Consider the following 17,405-nt stretch of genomic DNA (forward strand, 5'->3'; position numbering starts at 1 on the left):
CCCGGCCGGTCGCGGCGACGTGGGTCAGAGCGGCACGGTGCAGCGGGCCTCGAGGGTCGAGGTGTTGACGGCGACGAGCGTGGAGCCGGCGTAGACGCGACACTGCACGCGGCCCTCTCCGGACGTCACGGCGGCCACGACGACGAGCTCCGAGTGCGGCGTGTCGAGCTGCACGTCGAGTGCGTAGGGCACCGGCGCCTCGTGGCTGTCGACGCTGGTGCCGTCGACCATGGTCTCGACCTGGGCCACCGGACCGGGGCCGCCCGAGTCGGGCGGCACCATGACGACCTCGACCGTGAGGAGGCTGGCGCCGGACGGGACCGGTGCCACGACGGGGCGCCCGCGGAGGAACGGGGCGTGGATGGTCGAGGCGCTGACGTCCGTGACCATCACGCCCTCGACCGCGAAGGGGCCGTCACCGACGGAGCAAATCGTGGTCGTGCCGTCGACCTCCAGCTGCGTGAAGGTGCCGGTGCAGTCGCCGGAGGCGTCGTGGCTCTGGTTGCCGGCGATGCCGAGCAGGAGGGGCGGCACGAGCAGGACGGCGACCCAGCCCGGGAACCGGCGCCTGGAGCTCGGGACGGGCGTGGGGGGTGGCGGTGGCCCGGGCCGCGCGACCGACGTCCCGCGAGGTCGGGAGGGGGCGGTCCGGGGCGCCCACGCCTCCGCCGGCAGCGCGGCGGCCGCCGGGTGCGGGCGACCGAGTGCCCCGTCGGGCGACGCGTCGGGCTGGTCGTCGGGGAAGGAGACGTGCCGGTCGTGCTGGGGGTCCGGCAGGGCGGGCCGGGCCGCGCCGGCCGGCAGGCTGCGCGCGGTGCCTGACGTGCTTGACCGGCCCGACCTCCTGGTCGGGGCCGTCCTCGAGTCGTCGTCCGACACGGCGTGCTCCCCTCGACGCGTGGGACCACCGTAGGTCCTCTCCGGCCCGCGCCGTCGCACCTCAGACCACGAAATCCGGCGTCGCGTTCCGGGTCCGCCGCGACCGGGCGGCCGATATCCATTCGGAGCCGCCGGGGGCCCCGCCTATCCTTTGCAGCATGCCCGAAGAGTCCGCGAACGCGCCCGCGCGCTCGCGGACCTCCCGCCGCCCCTCCCGGGGGCGCGGACGCCGGCGTCCCGGCACGGGTGAGCAGCCGGCCACTGGCCCGGCGACAGGCCCGGCCACGGCCACCGACCCGGGAAACCGGGAGCGCGACGCCCGCGCGGCGGCGCGACGAGCCGCCCGTGCCGCTGCGGTCCCGGAGATCACGTATCCCGAGCACCTGCCGGTCGTCGAGCGCCGCGACGACATCGCCGCCGCGATCCGCGACCACCAGGTCGTCGTCATCGCCGGCGAGACGGGCTCGGGCAAGACGACGCAGATCCCCAAGATCTGCCTCGAGCTGGGCCGCGGCGTCGACGGGGTCATCGGCCACACCCAGCCGCGCCGCATCGCGGCCCGGGCCGTGGCCGAGCGGCTCTCCGAGGAGCTCGCCGTCGAGCTCGGCACGGCCGTCGGCTACCAGGTGCGCTTCACCGACCAGAGCAGCCGCGACACGCTCGTCAAGGTGATGACCGACGGCATCCTGCTCGCGGAGATGCAGCGCGACCGCGAGCTGCGCCGCTACGACACGATCATCATCGACGAGGCCCACGAGCGCAGCCTCAACATCGACTTCATCCTCGGCTACCTCAAGCAGCTGCTGCCGCGCCGCCCCGACCTCAAGGTCGTCATCACGTCGGCGACGATCGACCCGCAGCGCTTCGCCGAGCACTTCGCCGACCCGGCCACCGGTGAGCCGGCGCCGATCATCGAGGTGTCGGGTCGCACCTTCCCCGTCGAGATCCGCTACCGCCCGCTCGTCGACCCCGACCGCCCCGACGCGGAGGAGCGCGACATGGTGCAGGGGGTCTGCGAGGCGGTCGAGGAGCTGTGGACCGAGCGGCACTCCGGCACGAGCAGCGACATCCTCGTCTTCTTCTCGGGGGAGCGCGAGATCCGCGACGCGGCCGACGCGCTCAACGGGATGAAACTGCCGGTCACCGAGGTCGTGCCGCTCTACGGCCGGCTGTCGGCGGCCGAGCAGCACCGCGTCTTCTCCTCGCACACCGGACGGCGGATCGTGTTGGCCACCAACGTCGCCGAGACGTCACTGACCGTGCCCGGCATCCGCTACGTCATCGACACCGGGACGGCGCGCATCAGCCGCTACAGCCAGCGCACCAAGGTGCAGCGCCTGCCGATCGAGCCGGTGAGCCAGGCCTCGGCCAACCAGCGCTCCGGCCGCTGCGGCCGCGTGGCCGACGGCATCGCGATCCGGCTCTACTCCGAGGACGACTTCGACAGCCGCCCCGAGTTCACCGACCCCGAGATCCTCCGGACCAACCTCGCCTCGGTCATCCTCCAGATGACGAGCCTCGGCCTCGGCGACATCGCGCGCTTCCCGTTCGTCGACCCGCCCGACAGCCGCCAGATCACCGACGGCGTCCGGCTGCTCGAGGAGCTGCAGGCGTTCTCGCCCGAGGACGCCGAGCCCGCGCCCGCCCGTGGGCGGCGACGTCCGGGACGCCGCCTCACGGCATACGGACGCACCATCGCCACCCTGCCGATCGACCCGCGTCACGCGCGCATGGTCATCGAGGCCGACAAGCGCGGTGTGCTGCGTGAGGTGCTCGTCATCGTGTCGGCGCTCTCGATCCAGGATCCTCGGGAGCGGCCGCAGGAGAAGCAGGAGCTCGCCAACGCCTCGCACAAGCGATTCGCCGACGAGACAAGCGATTTCGTCACCTGGTTGAACCTGTGGGCCTACCTCAAGGAGCAGCAGAGGGAGCTGAGCAGCAGCGCCTTCCGGCGGCTCTGCAAGAACGAGTTCCTCCACTACCTGCGCATCCGCGAGTGGCAGGACCTCCACACCCAGGTGCGGCAGGCGGCCAAGCAGGCGGGTCTCGACGTGAGCCGTGGCACCGTGCAGGTCGGCGAGGGTGAGATCGACGCCGACGCGATCCACCAGTCGCTCCTCGCCGGGCTGCTCTCGCACGTCGGGGTGCGCGACGAGCAGAAGCGTGAGTATGCCGGCGCCCGCGGCACGCGCTTCGGCATCAGTCCCGGCTCGGCGCTGTTCCGCAAGCAGCCGCAGTTCGTCATGGCCGAGGAGCTCGTCGAGACGAGCCGGCTCTGGGCCCGCGTCAACGCCCGCATCGACCCCGTGTGGGCCGAGCAGCTCGGGGAGCACCTCGTCAAGCGCCAGTACTCCGAGCCGCGGTGGTCCGGCAAGCGGGGGTCGGCCGTCGCGACGGAGCGCGTGACCCTCTACGGCGTGCCGCTCGTCGTCGGGCGCGTCGTCGGGCTCGGCAAGGTCGACCCGGAGCTCGCCCGCGACCTCTTCGTGCGGCACGCCCTCGTCGAGGGGGACTGGCAGACGGAGCACGCCTTCCGCACGGAGAACGCGGCCCTCGTCGAGCGTCTCTCGGAGCTCGAGGCGCGCACCCGCCGGCGCGACATCGTCGTCGACGACAGCACCTTGATCGCCTTCTACGACAAGCGCATTCCGGCTGAGGTCGTCTCGGGTCGGCACTTCGACTCGTGGTGGAAGAAGGCGCGCCGGCAGACGCCCGACCTGCTGACGTTCACCGAGGAGCTGCTCCTGCGCGAGAGCGCCGGCAGCATCGCCGACGAGGACCACCCGACGACGTGGACCCAGGGCGAGAACGTGCTCGAGGTGACGTACCAGTTCGAGCCCGGCTCCGCCCAGGACGGTGTCACCGTGCACATCCCCGTCGAGCGCCTCAACCAGGTGACCCCCGACGGCTTCGACTGGCAGGTGCCGGGCTTCCGCGAGGAGCTGCTCACCGCCCTGATCCGCAGCCTCCCCAAGGGCATCCGGCGCCTGCTCGTGCCGGCCCCCGACCACGCGCGGGCCGTGCTGCCCGAGCTCGACCCGAGGTCGGGACCGCTCCTGCCGGAGCTCGCGACGGTGCTGCGCCGCCGCGCCGGGGTGGCCGTCACCGCGGCCGACTTCGACGTCGAGCGCGTGCCGGCGCACCTCACCGTCACCTTCTCCGTCGACGGTCCCGACGGGCGCGCCGTCGCGGTGGGCAAGGACCTCGAGGCGGTGCGCGACGCCGCCGCGCCGCAGCTGAGGCGGCAGGTGAGCCGCGCCGGCTCGGGCATCGAGCGACGCGGGCTCACGGCCTTCCCCGACGCGGGGGTGCCCGAGACGTTCGAGGGCACGCAGGGCATCCAGGGCTTCCCCGCCCTCGTCGACGCCGGCTCGGCGGTCGACCTCCGGGTGCTGCCGACGCGGGCCGAGGCCGACGCCGAGCACCGCCTCGGGGTGCGTCGCCTGCTCCTGCTCGGCATCACCCCGCCGTGGAAGCAGATCCTCGCGCGCCTGACGAACGCGCAGAAGCTCGCGCTCGGCCACAACCCCCACGGCAGCGTGCCGGCCCTGCTCGACGACTGCCTCGCCGCGGCCGTCGACGCCATCCGCGACGACGCGGTCAGCGGACGTGGCTCGGGCGCCGACCACGCGGTGCGCAGCCGCGAGGACTTCGAGTGGGCGCTGTCGGCGGTGCGCACGCACACGACCGCGAAGGTCGTGCAGGTCGTCGGGCTCGTCGAGCCGATCCTCGCCAAGCACCTCGACCTGACGAACCGGCTCGCGGAGCTCGACCGGTCGAGCAGCTCCGCCATCCGGCCGATGCTCGCCGACGTGCGCGCCCAGCTGCGCGAGCTCGTGCGTCCCGGTTTCGTCGCCGACACCGGGATGCGGCGCCTGCCCGACCTCGACCGCTACCTGCGCGCCGTCGCGCACCGTCTCGAGAAGGCGCCGACGAACCTCGCGCGGGACGCGCAGGCGCTGGAGCAGGTCGACCTCGTCGAGGGTCGCTACGCCGACCTGCTCGACACGCTGCGTCCCGCGCAGCGCGGCTCCGCCGACGTCGTCGAGATCGGCTGGATGATCGAGGAGCTGCGGGTCTCGCTCTTCGCGCAGACGGTCGGCACGGCATACAGCGTGTCGCCGCAGCGCGTCCTCAAGGCGATCACCAAGGTCGGCGCCTGACCCGATCGTCGTCCGGACGAGGGTCCCCGCAGGGATGCCGTCGGTGGGGAATCATGGGCCGGGACGGGGCGTTGCACCCTTCGACCCCGGACGACGAAAGGCCAGACCCGTGCAGGACCCGACCGAGCTCTTCCAGTTCGAGAGCGACACGTCACCGAGCCAGCTCCAGGAGCTGCAGGCCTCGGTGCTCGTCGTCGCCCTCGGCGGATTCATCGACGCCGGCCACACCCAGCGACTCATGGCCGACCACCTCCTCGCGACCCACGAGTCGCGCGTCATCGCCTCCTTCGACGTCGACCAGCTGCTCGACTACCGCGGCCGGCGCCCCGTCATGGTCTTCGACCGCGACCACTGGAGCAGCTACGACGACCCGAGCCTGCTGCTCCACCGCGTCGTCGACCGGGAGGGCGTGCCCTTCCTGCTCCTCGTCGGCCCCGAGCCCGACTACCAGTGGAACCGGATGGTCGAGGCCACGACGACCCTGGTCAAGGCGTTCGGCGTCGACCTGACCGTCAGCGTGCACGGCATCCCGATGGCCGTGCCGCACACCCGCCCCCTCGGCGTCACGGCCCACGGCACGAACCCGAGCCTCGTCTCCGGCAACGAACCGGCCTTCGGCACGGTGCAGGTGCCCGCGAGCTTCTCCTCGCTGCTCGAGCTGCGGCTCGGCGAGGCCGGCCGCGACGCCATCGGCTTCGCCGTGCACGTGCCGCACTACCTCGGTCAGAGCGAGTTCGCCGACGCCGCCGTGCTCGGCCTCGAGCGCGTGCGCGCCGCGACCGGTCTCGACCTCGACCTGCGCGACCTCGCCGCGACGGCCGGGCTCAACCGCGCCGAGATCGCCCGCCAGATGGAGGAGTCCGACGAGATCACCGCCGTGGTGCGGGCCCTCGAGCAGCAGTACGACACCTTTCTCGAGGGGCGCAAGCAGCGCAGCCTGCTCGCCACGGATCTCTCGGACCTGCCGACCGCCGACGAGATCGGCGCCGAGTTCGAGGCCTTCCTCAAGGACGTCACCGACGACGAAGACGACCACCACTAACCGTCGAGAGGCCAGAGTTGGTGGCCTCTCGACATGCCGTGACTCGCGAAAACTGGCCTCTCGACGGTTGAGCGGGGGCCTAGGGCTTGGCTTCGCTCCAGCGGCGGATGACCGACGTGTCGGCCACGAAGCGCACCTCGTCCGTCCCGGCCCACGTGCGGGCGGCGGCCGTGAGGGTGTGCTCCACCGCCGCAGCGGCCTCGGCCGCGGCCTCCTGCGGCACGTGCACGAGCAGCTCGTCGTGCAGGCACAGCACGATGTGCCCGCCGAGGGGGCGCACGGCGTGGCGCACCGTCGCGGCCCAGGCCTTGAAGAGCTCGGCGGCCGACCCCTGGATGATCGCGTTGCGCGCGTAGCGACCCCGCGCCCCGTCGGCGCCGGTGGCCGAGAACTCGGCGCTGCCGGACGGCTCGGGAGCGCCCGGCTCGAGGGCCGCCGTCGGCACCCCGCCGAAACGGATGAGCCGACCGCCCCACGTGCGCACCGGGCGCCGGGCCACGCCGTCGGCATACGTCCGGTCGAGCAGGCCCATGGCCACGGGGTAGGCCCGCTCGAGGTCCTTGAGGGCCTCGCCGGCCGCGCCGGAGCGCTGGCCGTACATCGCGGCGAGCACGGCCACCTTGGCCCGGGGGCGGTCGGCCCCCAGCTTGGCCGCGACGGGTGCGTAGAGGTCGTCGGCGCGCGTGGCCTCCGCGAAGGCCCGGTCGCCGCTCACGACGGCGAGCACGCGCGGCTCGATCTGCCCGAGGTCGGCGCGCACGAACACGTGACCGGCCGCCGCGCACACGGCGGGGCGCAGGGGAGCGGGGAGGTTGTGCAGGCCGTTCTGGGCCGTCATCCGGCCGGCCGCACCGTCGCAGGCCGTCCAGCCGCCACGCAGCCGGTCGTCCGGCCCGACGTGCTCGTCGAGCCAGCGGTAGCCGTAGGTCGTCGCGATGCGCTCGTCCTTGCGCCAGCCGAGGAGGGCGTCGACGAGCGGGTGGGTGTGCCGATAGGGCTCGAGCACCCAGGCCCGGGTGTTCGGCACGTCGACGCCGACCGACTGCAGCAGCTCGCGGACCTGACCGGGGTTGCGCAGGTCGGTGCGCTCGCGCCCCGGGGCGTGCCGCAGCACGGCCGCGTCGCGCTCGCTGCGGATGCGGGCCGCGTCGGCCTCGTCGCGCGGGCGCGGGCCCGCCGACCCGCTGATGAGGTCCTCGGCGGCGAGCCGGTCGACCGGCAGCCCGTCGCGCTCGAGCTCGAGGCACAGCACCGCTGCGGCGGACTCCGACCAGACGGTGCGCTCGAGCCGGGCGACGTGCGGGCCACCGAGGCGGTCGAGCGCAGCGCCCTGCGCGTCGCGGCACTCGAGCGCGAGCACGGCCAGCCGGCGCAGCCGGTCGTCGTCGGTCGCCCAGCCCAGGGCGTCGGCGCGCAGGTGCCCCTCGGCGGTGAGCAGGGCCGTGTCGTCGCCGGCGGCGACGTCGAAGAGGTCGCCGTCGAAGCCGTGCAGGCGGTGGGCCCGTGGCGCCGGCACCGCCGCCTCGTCGAGGCCGCGGCACCCGGCGACGACGTGACCCGGCGTCGCCCACCAGCCGCCGTGCACGATGCGGTGGGCCTCGGCGAGGTCCCACGTGCGCGAGACGGGCAGTCGGGCCCCGACGACCTCGCGCAGGGTCGACGCCGCCGACCAGACGACCCAGCGCGGTTGGAGCCGCGCGCTCGTGTCGACGAAACGGCGCACGACGTCGGGGAGCGGCCACGCCTCGTCGACACCCGCGCCGACGGCATACGCCCCCGCGGGGCCGACCACGAGCGCGACGAACGGCGGGCCGGCGGCCTTGTCACTCAAGGGATCTCGCGATGCGCTCGATCGCGGTCCGGAGGACCTCGGGTGACGTGGCGAAGTTGAGCCGCGCGAAGCCCTCGCCGCCCGAGCCGAAGATGGGGCCGGCGGAGAGCGCCACACCGGCCCGGCGGGTGAGCTCGCCCGCCGGGTCGGTCCCGAGTCCCAGTCCGCCGAGGTCGACCCACGCGAGGTAGGTCGCCTCGGGCACGACGAGCTGCGCCCCCGGGAGGCGGGCGGCCACGAGCTCGGCGAGCAGCGTGCGGTTCTCGTCGAGCTCGCCGACGAGCCGGTGGAGCCAGTCGCGCCCGTCGCGGAAGGCGGCGGTCTGGGCGATGACCCCCAGCTGGCTGGCCCCGAAGGTCACGAACTCGTGCAGCCCGGCCACGTCGTCGACGGCATCGGCACCCGGGACGATGATCGCGGCCTTGAGCCCCGCGAGGTTCCACGCCTTGGAGGCCGACGTGACCGTGACCCCCCGTTCGGTGCCCGGCAGGGTCAGGTAGGGCGTGAACGTGCTCGTCGGCATGACGAGCGGCCCGTGGATCTCGTCGGCGACGACGCGCACGCCGTGCTCGTCGGCGAGCGCCGCCAGCGCCTGCAGCTCGGCCGGGGTGTGCACCGTTCCCGTCGGGTTGTGCGGGTTCGAGAGCAGGTATGCCGCCCGCACGCCTCCGCGCGTGACGCGGGCGAAGGTGTCGGCGAGGGCGTCGAGGTCGAGGCGGAGGTCCGCGCCGAGGGGCGCCTCGACGACCTCGCGGTCGCACGCCTCGATCACCTCGTAGAAGGCGTTGTAGACCGGCGGGCTCACGACGATCGGGCCGCCGGCGTCGGTGAGGAGGCGCAACAGGTGCGTGACGCCCGTGAGCACGTCGGCCACGCGCGTCGTCGCCGCGGCGTCGAACGTCCAGTTCCACTCGTCCGCGGCGAAGCCGGCGAAGGCGTCGGCATACTCCTGCGTCATCGCGTAGCCCGTGTCGCCCCGGCTCACGGCCGCCGTGACGGCCTCGACGACGGCCGGGCAGGGGGAGCAGTCCATCTCCGCGATCCACATCGGGATGACGCCGTCGCCGTGCACCCGCCACTTCACCGAGGTGCGGTCGCGGTGCAGCTCGGCCAGCGGCACGTCGAGGATGCGTCCGGAGCGCTCGGTCGGGGGCATGGGCCGACCCTACGAGACGTGACCGACCGCGCGCTCGGGGCGGTGCACCCGCGGGGGCACGCTCCGGCATACGGTGGCGTCCGACGGCCCCACGGGCCGGGTAGGTGCAGGGCGACGGTTTTCGATTGAGCTTCTGGAGTGGACATGGCAGGCAAGGGCAGGAACGCCGACGTGACGACGCGGGGCGGCGCAGCGCCGGACCGGGCGGGGCAGCCCGAGGGCGGGCTCAACGCCGCGGCCACCCGCTTCATCGAGCGCCTCATGGCCGTCGGGATCGACGGCCTGGGCCCCTTCGACTCGGCCCGCACCGTCGCGGCCGGCGCGCTCAAGCACGCCCGCGGCGACGACGAGCAGGCCCTGCGCGTGCTGGTGCGCGACCACCGCCAGCTCGGGGCGGTCGGCGGCTTCGCGACCGGCCTCGGCGGGTTCTTCACCATGCCGGTCTCGCTGCCCGCGAACGTGCTCGAGTTCTACCTGCTGGCCACGCGGCTCACCGCGGCGACCGCCGCGGTGCGCGGCTACGACGTCGACAAGCCGGAGGTGCGCTCCGCGGTGCTGCTCACGCTCGTCGGCGCGGACAGCGACGACCTGCTGAAGAAGGCCGGCCTCAAGACCCCCGGCGGCAAGCTCTCGTCGCTCGCGACCGACCGGCTGCCGGCACCCGCGCTCATGGTGCTCAACAAGGCCGTCGCCTTCCGCCTCGTGGGGCGCGTCGGCCAGAGCGCCTTCTCACGCCTCGGCCGCGCCGTGCCGGTCGTCGGCGGGCTCGTCGGCGCCGGCGTCGACGTCTACATGCTGAGCCGCATCGGTCGCCAGGCCGCGAAGGAGTTCCCGCCCCTCGCGCCGGGCGAGCGCTGACCGGGCTGCCGTGAAGACCGCCTCACGGCTCAAGATCGCGGCGACCGTCGCGTCGGTCGTGCGCGCGTCCACCCGGCCCGGCGCCCCCGCCCTCTCGGAGCGGGTGCAGGCGGTGCCGCGGCTCGTCCGTGCCACCCGCAGCGGGGCGTATGCCGGCACCACCCTCCGGCGCCTCGGGCTCGTCGCCGCTGCGGTGGCCTACGTCGCCTCGCCGGTCGACCTCGTGCCCGAGGCGGTGCTGCCCGTCGTCGGTGCGGCTGACGACGCCGTGGTCGTCGCGTGGGCCGTCCGGGCCTTCGTCGAGGAGACCGACCGCTACCTCGCGTGGGAGCGCGGCCAGGGCCTGAGGGCGGGCGCGCCCGACGGCGCGGGCTCGCCCGGTGACACGCTCGGTGACGCGGGACGGGCGCCGTGGGGTCGCGGTGCCGCGGGGCGCGAGCGTGCGCGGCTGCCGGAGGGGATGCGCCGGGCGGCGACCGACTACGCGATGGAGACCGTGCGCAGGCGCCTCGAGCGCTGAATCCACACCCCCCGCGGGCCAGGCGGGGTCGTCCACAGGTTGGGGACGGGGCCTGTCGCAGAGGCGGCGACGTGACGAGGCTCGTCGCATGCCGAAGATCTCCCTGGCCGGGCCGGCCGAGCTGCTGACCATCCTTCCCTACCACCTCGGGTTCCAGCCGATCCGGAGCGTCGTGGTCGCCTGCTTCCGCGGCGCCCGGCTCGGTCTCGTCGCCCGCCTGGACCTCGTCGGCCCGGAGCTGGCGCCCCTGGCCGCGGCCCGGTTGCTGCCGACGCTGCTGACGGAGGCGCCCACGGCGGTCGCGCTCGTGGCCTTCGAGGACGACCGCGACGAGGCGCTGCCACTGCTCGGCGCCCTCGCCGACGGGCTGGACGCCCACGACGTGGGCCTGCGCGAGCGCCTCGTCGTGCGCGAGGGGCGCTGGTGGGACCTGCACTCCGCACGGTGCCCGGAGCAGGGGTGGCCGGTGCCCGAGCTCGCCGACGTGCCGGCCGTCGCCAGCTACGTCGCGCTGGGGCACGCGGTGCTCCCGGACCGCAGCGAGCTCGCACGGCTCGTCGAGCCGCTCGCGCGCGACGCGCCGCGGCACGACCTCGCGCGCCGGTCCGTCGAGGACTGGCAGCGGCGCTACGCGAACGCGGGCGGGTGGTCGCGCCGCGGGAGGTCCGGTCGGCCGAGGACCGGCCGGCCGGGTGGTGCGCGGGGGAGCGGTCGGGGGCCCGGGGCGGGCCGGGCCCGCGGTGCGGCCCGGGCGGGAGCCCGGTTCGGTGTGCTGGACGACGACCTCACGCCCCTCGAGTTCCTCGTCGACGACGCGCTCGTGGCCTGGGGCGGCGTGCTGCGCGGCGACATCGTCGGCTACGGCATCGAGCACTGGCTGCCGGCTCTCGTGGGGCCGCTGCGCGACGCCTTCGTGCGCGACGCGGTCATCGCGTGGCTCTGCCCCGGCTCGAGCGTCTTCGGGCCGCCGCCGGACGTGCTCGCGCCGGCCCTCGAGCTGTTCCTCGGGCCGGGCCTGCGCCTGCTCGGGGCGGCGTCCCCGCAGGACCGGCTGCTCGGTGACGTCGTCGACCTCTCCGGTCCGGAGCAGCGCGCGGACGGCAGGGACGACGGCTCAGCAACGGAGGACGCCGGTGGTGCCGGTTCGGCCGGCGACGCCGGCGAGGCGGGCGGTGACGACGAGCTCCTCGGTGACGACGGTGGCGGGGGCGACGACCTCGAAGACCTCGAAGAACCGGGCGCCCTCGACGAGCAGGACGCCCTCGACGAGCTGGACGACGTCGACGACCTCGGCCTCCTCGACGACCTCGCCGGGGACGACTGGGACGCCTGGGAGGAGGCGACGCTGCCCCACGTGGTGCAGGCGCGGCTCGAGCAGGTCTGCCGGCTCACGCCCGCCGTCCACGCGGCGCCCCTGCTGTCGCTCGTGGCGGCGGTGGCGTGGTGGTGCGGCGACGGGGCCCGGGCCCGGGTCGCGGTCGACCGCGCGCTCGAGCTGGAGCCCGGGCACGTGCTGGCCGGGCTGCTGCGGGACGCGCTCGACGGCGGCCTGCGGCCGCACCGCTGCACGTGAGTCGCGCGTGGGATCCGGCGTCCACGACGTGGACGAGAGCCTCGGCCATCGGGCCGGGCTCCCGTAGGATCGTGGGCAGGTCATGAGTACCAGCGACAAGCCCCGGCTCGCTGGTCGGCAACCCTCCTTCGCGGTGGGGTGCCCCGGGTGAGGACCCGGCCGCATCCGTCCCCGGATGCGTGCAAGCGCGAGCGAGCAGGAGCAACCCCGATGACCGTCACCCACCGGCAGCACACGACGCGACGCCCGACGCCGGCCGCACGCCCGGGCCGGCCGCAGGCACCCGTGGCCCCGGTCGTCGGCCACGGTCCCGGGGCGTCCGAGGACGGCGCCTGGCGCACCGGCGACCCCGTCGGGCGACGCCGCTTCGCCGAGCTCGGCGAGGTCGAGCTCGAACGCGGGGGCGTGCTGCCCGACGTCCGCATCGCGTACGAGACGTGGGGGCGGCTCAACGAGGCCGGCGACAACGTCATCCTCGTCGAGCACGCGCTGACCGGCGACAGCCACGTCGTCGGCGAGGCCGGCGACGGTCACCCCTCGCCGGGCTGGTGGAACGCCCTCATCGGCGCGGGTCAGCCGGTCGACCCCGACGAGTGGTTCGTCATCGCGGCGAACGTGCTCGGCGGGTGCCAGGGCAGCACGGGCCCCGCGAGCCAGGCGCCGGACGAGCGGCCGTGGGGCAGCCGCTTCCCCTACGTCACCGTGCGCGACCAGGTCGCGGTCGAGCGCGCCCTGCTCGACCGCCTCGGCATCAGCCGGCTGGCCGCGGTGGTCGGCGGCTCGATGGGCGGCATGCGCGCCCTGGAGTGGGCGGTGACGCACCCCGACGACGTCGACCGGTGCGTCGTGCTCGCGTCGACGCCCTACGCCACGGCCGACCAGATCGCCTGGTGCCAGCCCCAGCTGCTCGCCATCCGGAGCGACCCGGACTTCGCGGGCGGCGACTACTACGACACCGACCGCCGCCCCGTCACGGGGCTCGGCCTGGCCCGACGCATCGCGCACGTCACCTACCGCACCGAGCTCGAGCTCGACGACCGCTTCGGCCGTCGCCCGCAGCTCGGCGAGGACCCCCTGCGGGCGGGGGAGCGCGGTCGCTTCGCCGTGGAGTCCTACCTCGACCACCACGCGGGCAAGCTCTCGCGACGCTTCGACGCCAACTCCTACGTCGTGCTCACCGAGGCGATGAACTCCCACGACGTCGGGCGCGACCGCGGCGGCCTCGAGGCGGCGCTCGCGCGCGTCGTCGCCGACTGCACGGTCGTCTCCGTCGACACCGACCGGCTCTACCCGCCGCGGCTCTCCGACCAGCTGCACGCCGCGCTGCCGCGCTCCACCCGGGCGCACATCACCTCGGCCTTCGGTCACGACGGCTTCCTCATCGAGGAGGAGCAGGTCGGGCGCATCCTGCGCGAGGCGCTGTCGCGCGGCTGAGGCCGCCCGGAGGTCGTCGCCGGGCGCCCCTCCCACACCCGGGTTTTCGGGTACGGTTCGACCAGCTGGGTGTTTCCGTCCCAAGGAGGTCCGGGAAAGTGGCCATTGTCGTTGGTTATGTCGCCACCAAAGAAGGTCGTGCGGCGCTCAAGAGAGCAGCGGAGGAATGCCTCCTGCGCGGGAGCAAGCTCGTCGTGATCAGCTCCCACCGGGGCGGCAAGGACTTCGACGCCAACGAGGCCCACCGGTTCGAGACCGAGCTGACGCGCGTGCAGACGCTGCTGGAGGAGAAGGGCCTGGAGCACGAGGTGCGCCAGCTCGTCCGCGGCAACGACCCCGCCGAGGACCTCATCAGCGTGGCCGAGGAGGAGAAGGCCGACTTCATCGTCATCGGCCTGCGCCGCCGCAGCCCCGTCGGCAAGCTCATCCTCGGCTCGAACGCGCAGCGCATCCTGCTCGACGCGAGCTGCCCGGTGCTGGCCGTCAAGGGCGACTGACCCCGCGACCGGTCCGGGCCGTGCCCGGCGGGCACGGCCGCGCACCCCTCTCGCACGGGGTCCGACGCGGGTTCTTCGAGGGGTTCGAGGTGTCGGCGCGCCGCACGCGTTTCGGCGTCCGTTCGCTCGGAGGCCGTGCGGCGTTTTATAATGTCTGTGTACCGGATCGCACCAGGCGCACCGAGAGCTCGATTCAGGGATCGACTCCAACAGACCACGCTGCCGGCACCACCCCCCATTCTCGCTCGTTGTGATGTCGCATGCCCGAACTCGGGCGACCGTCCGACGAGACCCGCGACGAAAGGCGACTGCATCCGTGCCCAAGGCAACAACCGCTGGAACCCCCAAGACCCTGCCTAAGGTGTTCCAGCACGAGGCGATCATGCAGCTCCTCGTGAAGGGCAGCACCGACGGCAGCATCACCGGCACGGAGATCGCGCGCGCCCAGGCCGAGGCCGACCTCGACCTCAAGCAGATGAAGCCGGTCCTCACGACGCTCGAGGCGCACGACATCGAGATCGTCGTCGACGCTCCGCACTCGAGCACGAAGAAGACCCGCACAGGGACCAAGGGAGGCAGTGTGGCCACCGCACGCAAGACGACCGCCGCGGCGACGAAGGCCGCGTCGCGGACGACGACCGCCGCCACGAAGACCGCCACGAAGACCACCGTGAAGAAGGCCGCCCCCGCCGCGGCCGACGAGGCAGCCGCGGAGAAGCCCGCCGCGCGGGCCGCCGTCAAGAAGGCGGCGACGAACGCCGGCGTCGCCAAGGCTGCCGCGAAGCCGGCCGCCAAGAAGGCCGCCACCGCCAAGACGGCGGCGAAGAAGACGGCCAAGATCGCCGCCGCCGGGGCCGACGGCGCCGACGAGACCGGCGACGAGCCCGAGGACGCCCCCGAGGGCGAACTCGAGGAGGTCGTCGTCGAGCCGGTGGACGTCGACGATGACGCGGAGGAGGGCGAGGCCCGCCCGGCCGCCGCGGCCAAGACCGAGGAGACGGAGGAGTCCGGCTTCGTCATCCGCGACGACGACGAGGACGACGCCCCGGCCCAGCAGGTCGTGACGGCCGGAGCGACGGCCGACCCGGTCAAGGACTACCTCAAGCAGATCGGCAGGGTCGCCCTCCTCAACGCCGAGCAGGAGGTCGAGCTCGCCAAGCGCATCGAGGCCGGCCTGTTCGCCGAGGAGAAGCTCAACTCGGGCGACAAGATCGAGATGAAGCTGAAGCGCGAGCTGTGGTGGATCGCCCAGGACGGCAAGAAGGCCAAGAACCACCTGCTCGAGGCCAACCTGCGTCTCGTCGTCTCGCTCGCCAAGCGCTACACGGGTCGCGGCATGCTCTTCCTCGACCTCATCCAGGAGGGCAACCTCGGCCTGATCCGTGCGGTCGAGAAGTTCGACTACACCAAGGGCTACAAGTTCTCGACCTACGCGACGTGGTGGATCCGCCAGGCGATCACCCGTGCCATGGCCGACCAGGCGCGCACCATCCGCATCCCGGTGCACATGGTCGAGGTCATCAACAAGCTCGCCCGCGTGCAGCGCCAGATGCTCCAGGACCTGGGCCGCGAGCCCACCCCGGAGGAGCTCGCCAAGGAGCTCGACATGACGCCCGAGAAGGTCGTCGAGGTGCAGAAGTACGGCCGTGAGCCGATCTCGCTGCACACCCCGCTCGGCGAGGACGGCGACAGCGAGTTCGGCGACCTCATCGAGGACTCCGAGGCGGTCGTCCCGGCCGACGCCGTGAGCTTCACGCTCCTGCAGGAGCAGCTGCACTCGGTGCTCGACACGCTCTCCGAGCGTGAGGCTGGCGTCGTCTCGATGCGCTTCGGCCTGACCGACGGCCAGCCGAAGACCCTCGACGAGATCGGCAAGGTCTACGGGGTGACGCGCGAGCGCATCCGCCAGATCGAGAGCAAGACGATGAGCAAGCTGCGTCACCCGAGCCGCAGCCAGGTGCTGCGCGACTACCTCGACTGACGTCGAGCCCGCAGACGCGTCGCCGCAGGTCAGGTGCCCACCGGGTGCCTGACCTGCGGCGTTCTCGCGTTGCGGGGCAGCGCCGGCCGGCCTTCCCGAGGCGTCTCAGGCGCTGCCGCTCCACGGCGCCGGTGTCAGCACCCAGACGATCTGCGCGCCCTGCGACGCGCTGGGGTTCTCCCAGGTGTGCGGCTCGGTCCCGCGCAGGGTGAGGGCGTCACCGGCGGCGAGCCGCTCGCGCCGGTCGGCGAAGACGACGTCGATGGTGCCCGTGAGGACGTAGGCGATCTCGATCTCGCAGTTGATCGTGTAGAGCTCGGGTCCGCCGGTGGCTCCGGGGTCGGCGCTCGTGTGGATGACCTGTACCCGAGGCTGTCCCCGAGGGGTCATCAGGCGCTCGCGCACGCCGGTGCCGCCGAGGTTGATGGCCGGTGCGGAGTCGCCGCGGACGAGCTCGACGTCGGGCGCGCTGAAGAGCGAGCCCGGGTTGATGCTGATCACCTCGCACAGCGTGACGAGCGAGGCGACGCTGAGCGAGGTCTCGTCCCGCTCCACGCGGCTGAGGAACCCCTTGGTCAGGCCGGCCGCGGTCGCGAGCTGCTCGAGGGTGTAGCCGTGGGCCTTGCGGGCGGCGCGCAGGCGGGCGCCGAGCCGTGCGCCCTCGGTGCTGGGCGAGACGGGTAGCGGTCGCATCGCGCTCCTCTCGGACCTCGGTCGGGTGGGGATCGCGCCCCAGACTAGTTCTCCGCCGACGGCTCGAGCTGCATCGCCACTGCCCGCACGGGGGCGCCGTCGGCCGACTCGAGCGCGATCGGGAAGCACGAGACCACGGGGTCGGGCCAGTCGACCGATCCGAGGTTGCGGAAGTTCTCACCGATGACGCCGCCGGCCCGCGCCACGAGGTGGTGCACGGGGAAGCCGTCCCCGGGATGGTCGTCGTCCGGGGTCTCGTCGAGGTTGATGGCGTCGATGCAGAGGGCGCGCACGCCGGTGTCGAGGATGCGGCGCGCGGCGTCGGCGTCGAGGAAGGGGTGCTCGAAGTAGGCCGGTGTGCCGTAGTGGGCGGACCAGCCGGTGCGCAGCAGCACGATCGTCCCCGGCCGCAGGCGGGCCGCGACGGGTTCGACGTGCGGCTCCCACGTGATGCGCCCGCGCGGGCCGAGGTCGGTGGCGTCGACGACCACCGCCGGGCCGAAGAAGCGCTCGAGGGGCAGCTCGTCGATGCGCGGCGTGGCCTCGTCGAAGTGGTAGGGCGCGTCGACGTGGGTGCCGGTCTGCGAGCCCATCGTCACGGAGAGGAGGTTGAAGCCGTCGCGCTCGATGGTCGAGTGCGGGTCGAGCCGGGGCTCGGGGTCCCCGGGGTAGACCACCGTGCCGGGGCCGACGGGAACCGACAGGTCGACGATGCGAGTGATCCTCATGGGCAACAACTATTGCATCCCATGCAACATCGTCGCTAGCCTCGGGCCCG

At 73.6% G+C, this 17,405-nt stretch carries 13 protein-coding genes and 1 riboswitch; of the genes, 8 read left to right on the plus strand and 5 right to left on the minus strand.

The window, feature by feature from the left end; genetic code table 11:
• Positions 1-24 precede the first annotated feature (24 nt).
• On the minus strand, positions 25-879 hold the full coding sequence (locus ABD979_RS16215; protein WP_345508537.1) for a hypothetical protein: 855 nt from the start codon (positions 877-879) through the stop codon (positions 25-27).
• A 158-nt stretch (positions 880-1,037) separates the two neighbouring features.
• Here ABD979_RS16215 and hrpA point away from each other — a divergent pair, with 158 nt between their 5' ends.
• Both hrpA and ABD979_RS16225 read left to right on the plus strand, forming a co-directional pair.
• Positions 1,038-5,042: an ATP-dependent RNA helicase HrpA gene (hrpA, locus tag ABD979_RS16220; RefSeq protein ID WP_345508538.1), complete on the plus strand. Its 4,005-nt coding sequence runs from the start codon at positions 1,038-1,040 to the stop codon at positions 5,040-5,042.
• A gap of 109 nt (positions 5,043-5,151) precedes the next feature.
• Complete coding sequence (locus ABD979_RS16225; protein WP_345508539.1) at positions 5,152-6,084, plus strand: proteasome assembly chaperone family protein; 933 nt, start codon at positions 5,152-5,154, stop codon at positions 6,082-6,084.
• A 79-nt stretch (positions 6,085-6,163) separates the two neighbouring features.
• On the opposite strand, the gene ABD979_RS16230 is transcribed toward ABD979_RS16225, so the two are convergent.
• Together ABD979_RS16230 and ABD979_RS16235 are read right to left on the minus strand one after the other, a co-directional pair.
• Positions 6,164-7,915, minus strand: a complete 1,752-nt coding sequence (locus tag ABD979_RS16230) for a DNA polymerase (protein WP_345508540.1) — start codon at positions 7,913-7,915, stop codon at positions 6,164-6,166.
• Complete coding sequence (locus ABD979_RS16235) at positions 7,908-9,071, minus strand: MalY/PatB family protein (RefSeq protein ID WP_345508541.1); 1,164 nt, start codon at positions 9,069-9,071, stop codon at positions 7,908-7,910. The genes ABD979_RS16230 and ABD979_RS16235 overlap by 8 nt, the downstream gene beginning before the upstream one ends.
• Before the next feature lie 144 nt (positions 9,072-9,215).
• On the opposite strand from ABD979_RS16235, the gene ABD979_RS16240 reads away from it, so the two are divergent.
• The 6 genes from ABD979_RS16240 (at position 9,216) to ABD979_RS16265 (ending at position 15,934) form a co-directional block, all read left to right on the plus strand.
• Positions 9,216-9,929, plus strand: a complete 714-nt coding sequence (locus ABD979_RS16240) for an EcsC family protein (RefSeq protein ID WP_345508542.1) — start codon at positions 9,216-9,218, stop codon at positions 9,927-9,929.
• A gap of 10 nt (positions 9,930-9,939) precedes the next feature.
• Positions 9,940-10,449 carry a DUF1232 domain-containing protein gene (locus ABD979_RS16245; protein WP_345508543.1) on the plus strand — a complete coding sequence of 170 codons (510 nt, stop codon included), beginning with the start codon at positions 9,940-9,942 and terminating at the stop codon, positions 10,447-10,449.
• Positions 10,450-10,537: 88 nt separating this feature from the next.
• The gene (locus ABD979_RS16250) at positions 10,538-12,022 is read left to right on the plus strand and encodes a DUF4192 family protein (RefSeq protein ID WP_345508544.1); all 1,485 of its coding nucleotides are present in this window, start codon (positions 10,538-10,540) and stop codon (positions 12,020-12,022) included.
• 78 nt (positions 12,023-12,100) lie between these two features.
• Positions 12,101-12,216, plus strand: a riboswitch (SAM riboswitch).
• Between the two features lie 16 nt (positions 12,217-12,232).
• Positions 12,233-13,456: a homoserine O-acetyltransferase MetX gene (gene metX / locus ABD979_RS16255; RefSeq protein WP_345508545.1), complete on the plus strand. Its 1,224-nt coding sequence runs from the start codon at positions 12,233-12,235 to the stop codon at positions 13,454-13,456.
• A 98-nt stretch (positions 13,457-13,554) separates the two neighbouring features.
• On the plus strand, positions 13,555-13,953 hold the full coding sequence (locus ABD979_RS16260; RefSeq protein WP_345508546.1) for a universal stress protein: 399 nt from the start codon (positions 13,555-13,557) through the stop codon (positions 13,951-13,953).
• Positions 13,954-14,314: 361 nt separating this feature from the next.
• Positions 14,315-15,934 (plus strand): RNA polymerase sigma factor, encoded by a 1,620-nt coding sequence (locus ABD979_RS16265; protein ID WP_425583995.1) that lies wholly within the window; start codon positions 14,315-14,317, stop codon positions 15,932-15,934.
• A gap of 105 nt (positions 15,935-16,039) precedes the next feature.
• On the opposite strand, the gene ABD979_RS16270 is transcribed toward ABD979_RS16265, so the two are convergent.
• Positions 16,040-16,627, minus strand: coding sequence for a helix-turn-helix domain-containing protein (locus ABD979_RS16270; protein WP_345508548.1), 588 nt, complete (start codon positions 16,625-16,627; stop codon positions 16,040-16,042).
• A 44-nt stretch (positions 16,628-16,671) separates the two neighbouring features.
• Positions 16,672-17,355 carry a cyclase family protein gene (locus ABD979_RS16275; protein ID WP_345508549.1) on the minus strand — a complete coding sequence of 228 codons (684 nt, stop codon included), beginning with the start codon at positions 17,353-17,355 and terminating at the stop codon, positions 16,672-16,674.
• Positions 17,356-17,405 lie beyond the last annotated feature (50 nt).

The organism is Terrabacter aeriphilus (assembly GCF_039542985.1).
Classification (GTDB): Bacteria; Actinomycetota; Actinomycetes; order Actinomycetales; family Dermatophilaceae; genus Terrabacter; species Terrabacter aeriphilus.

What these genes read in the sequence shown, in the direction of transcription:
- hrpA (WP_345508538.1), top strand. Translation starts at nt 1,038, where the DNA reads ATGCCCGAAGAGTCCGCGAACGCGCCCGCGCGCTCGCGGACCTCCCGC.
- ABD979_RS16235 (WP_345508541.1), bottom strand. Translation starts at nt 9,071, where the DNA reads ATGCCCCCGACCGAGCGCTCCGGACGCATCCTCGACGTGCCGCTGGCC.
- ABD979_RS16240 (WP_345508542.1), top strand. Translation starts at nt 9,216, where the DNA reads ATGGCAGGCAAGGGCAGGAACGCCGACGTGACGACGCGGGGCGGCGCA.
- ABD979_RS16250 (WP_345508544.1), top strand. Translation starts at nt 10,538, where the DNA reads ATGCCGAAGATCTCCCTGGCCGGGCCGGCCGAGCTGCTGACCATCCTT.
- metX (WP_345508545.1), top strand. Translation starts at nt 12,233, where the DNA reads ATGACCGTCACCCACCGGCAGCACACGACGCGACGCCCGACGCCGGCC.
- ABD979_RS16270 (WP_345508548.1), bottom strand. Translation starts at nt 16,627, where the DNA reads ATGCGACCGCTACCCGTCTCGCCCAGCACCGAGGGCGCACGGCTCGGC.
- ABD979_RS16275 (WP_345508549.1), bottom strand. Translation starts at nt 17,355, where the DNA reads ATGAGGATCACTCGCATCGTCGACCTGTCGGTTCCCGTCGGCCCCGGC.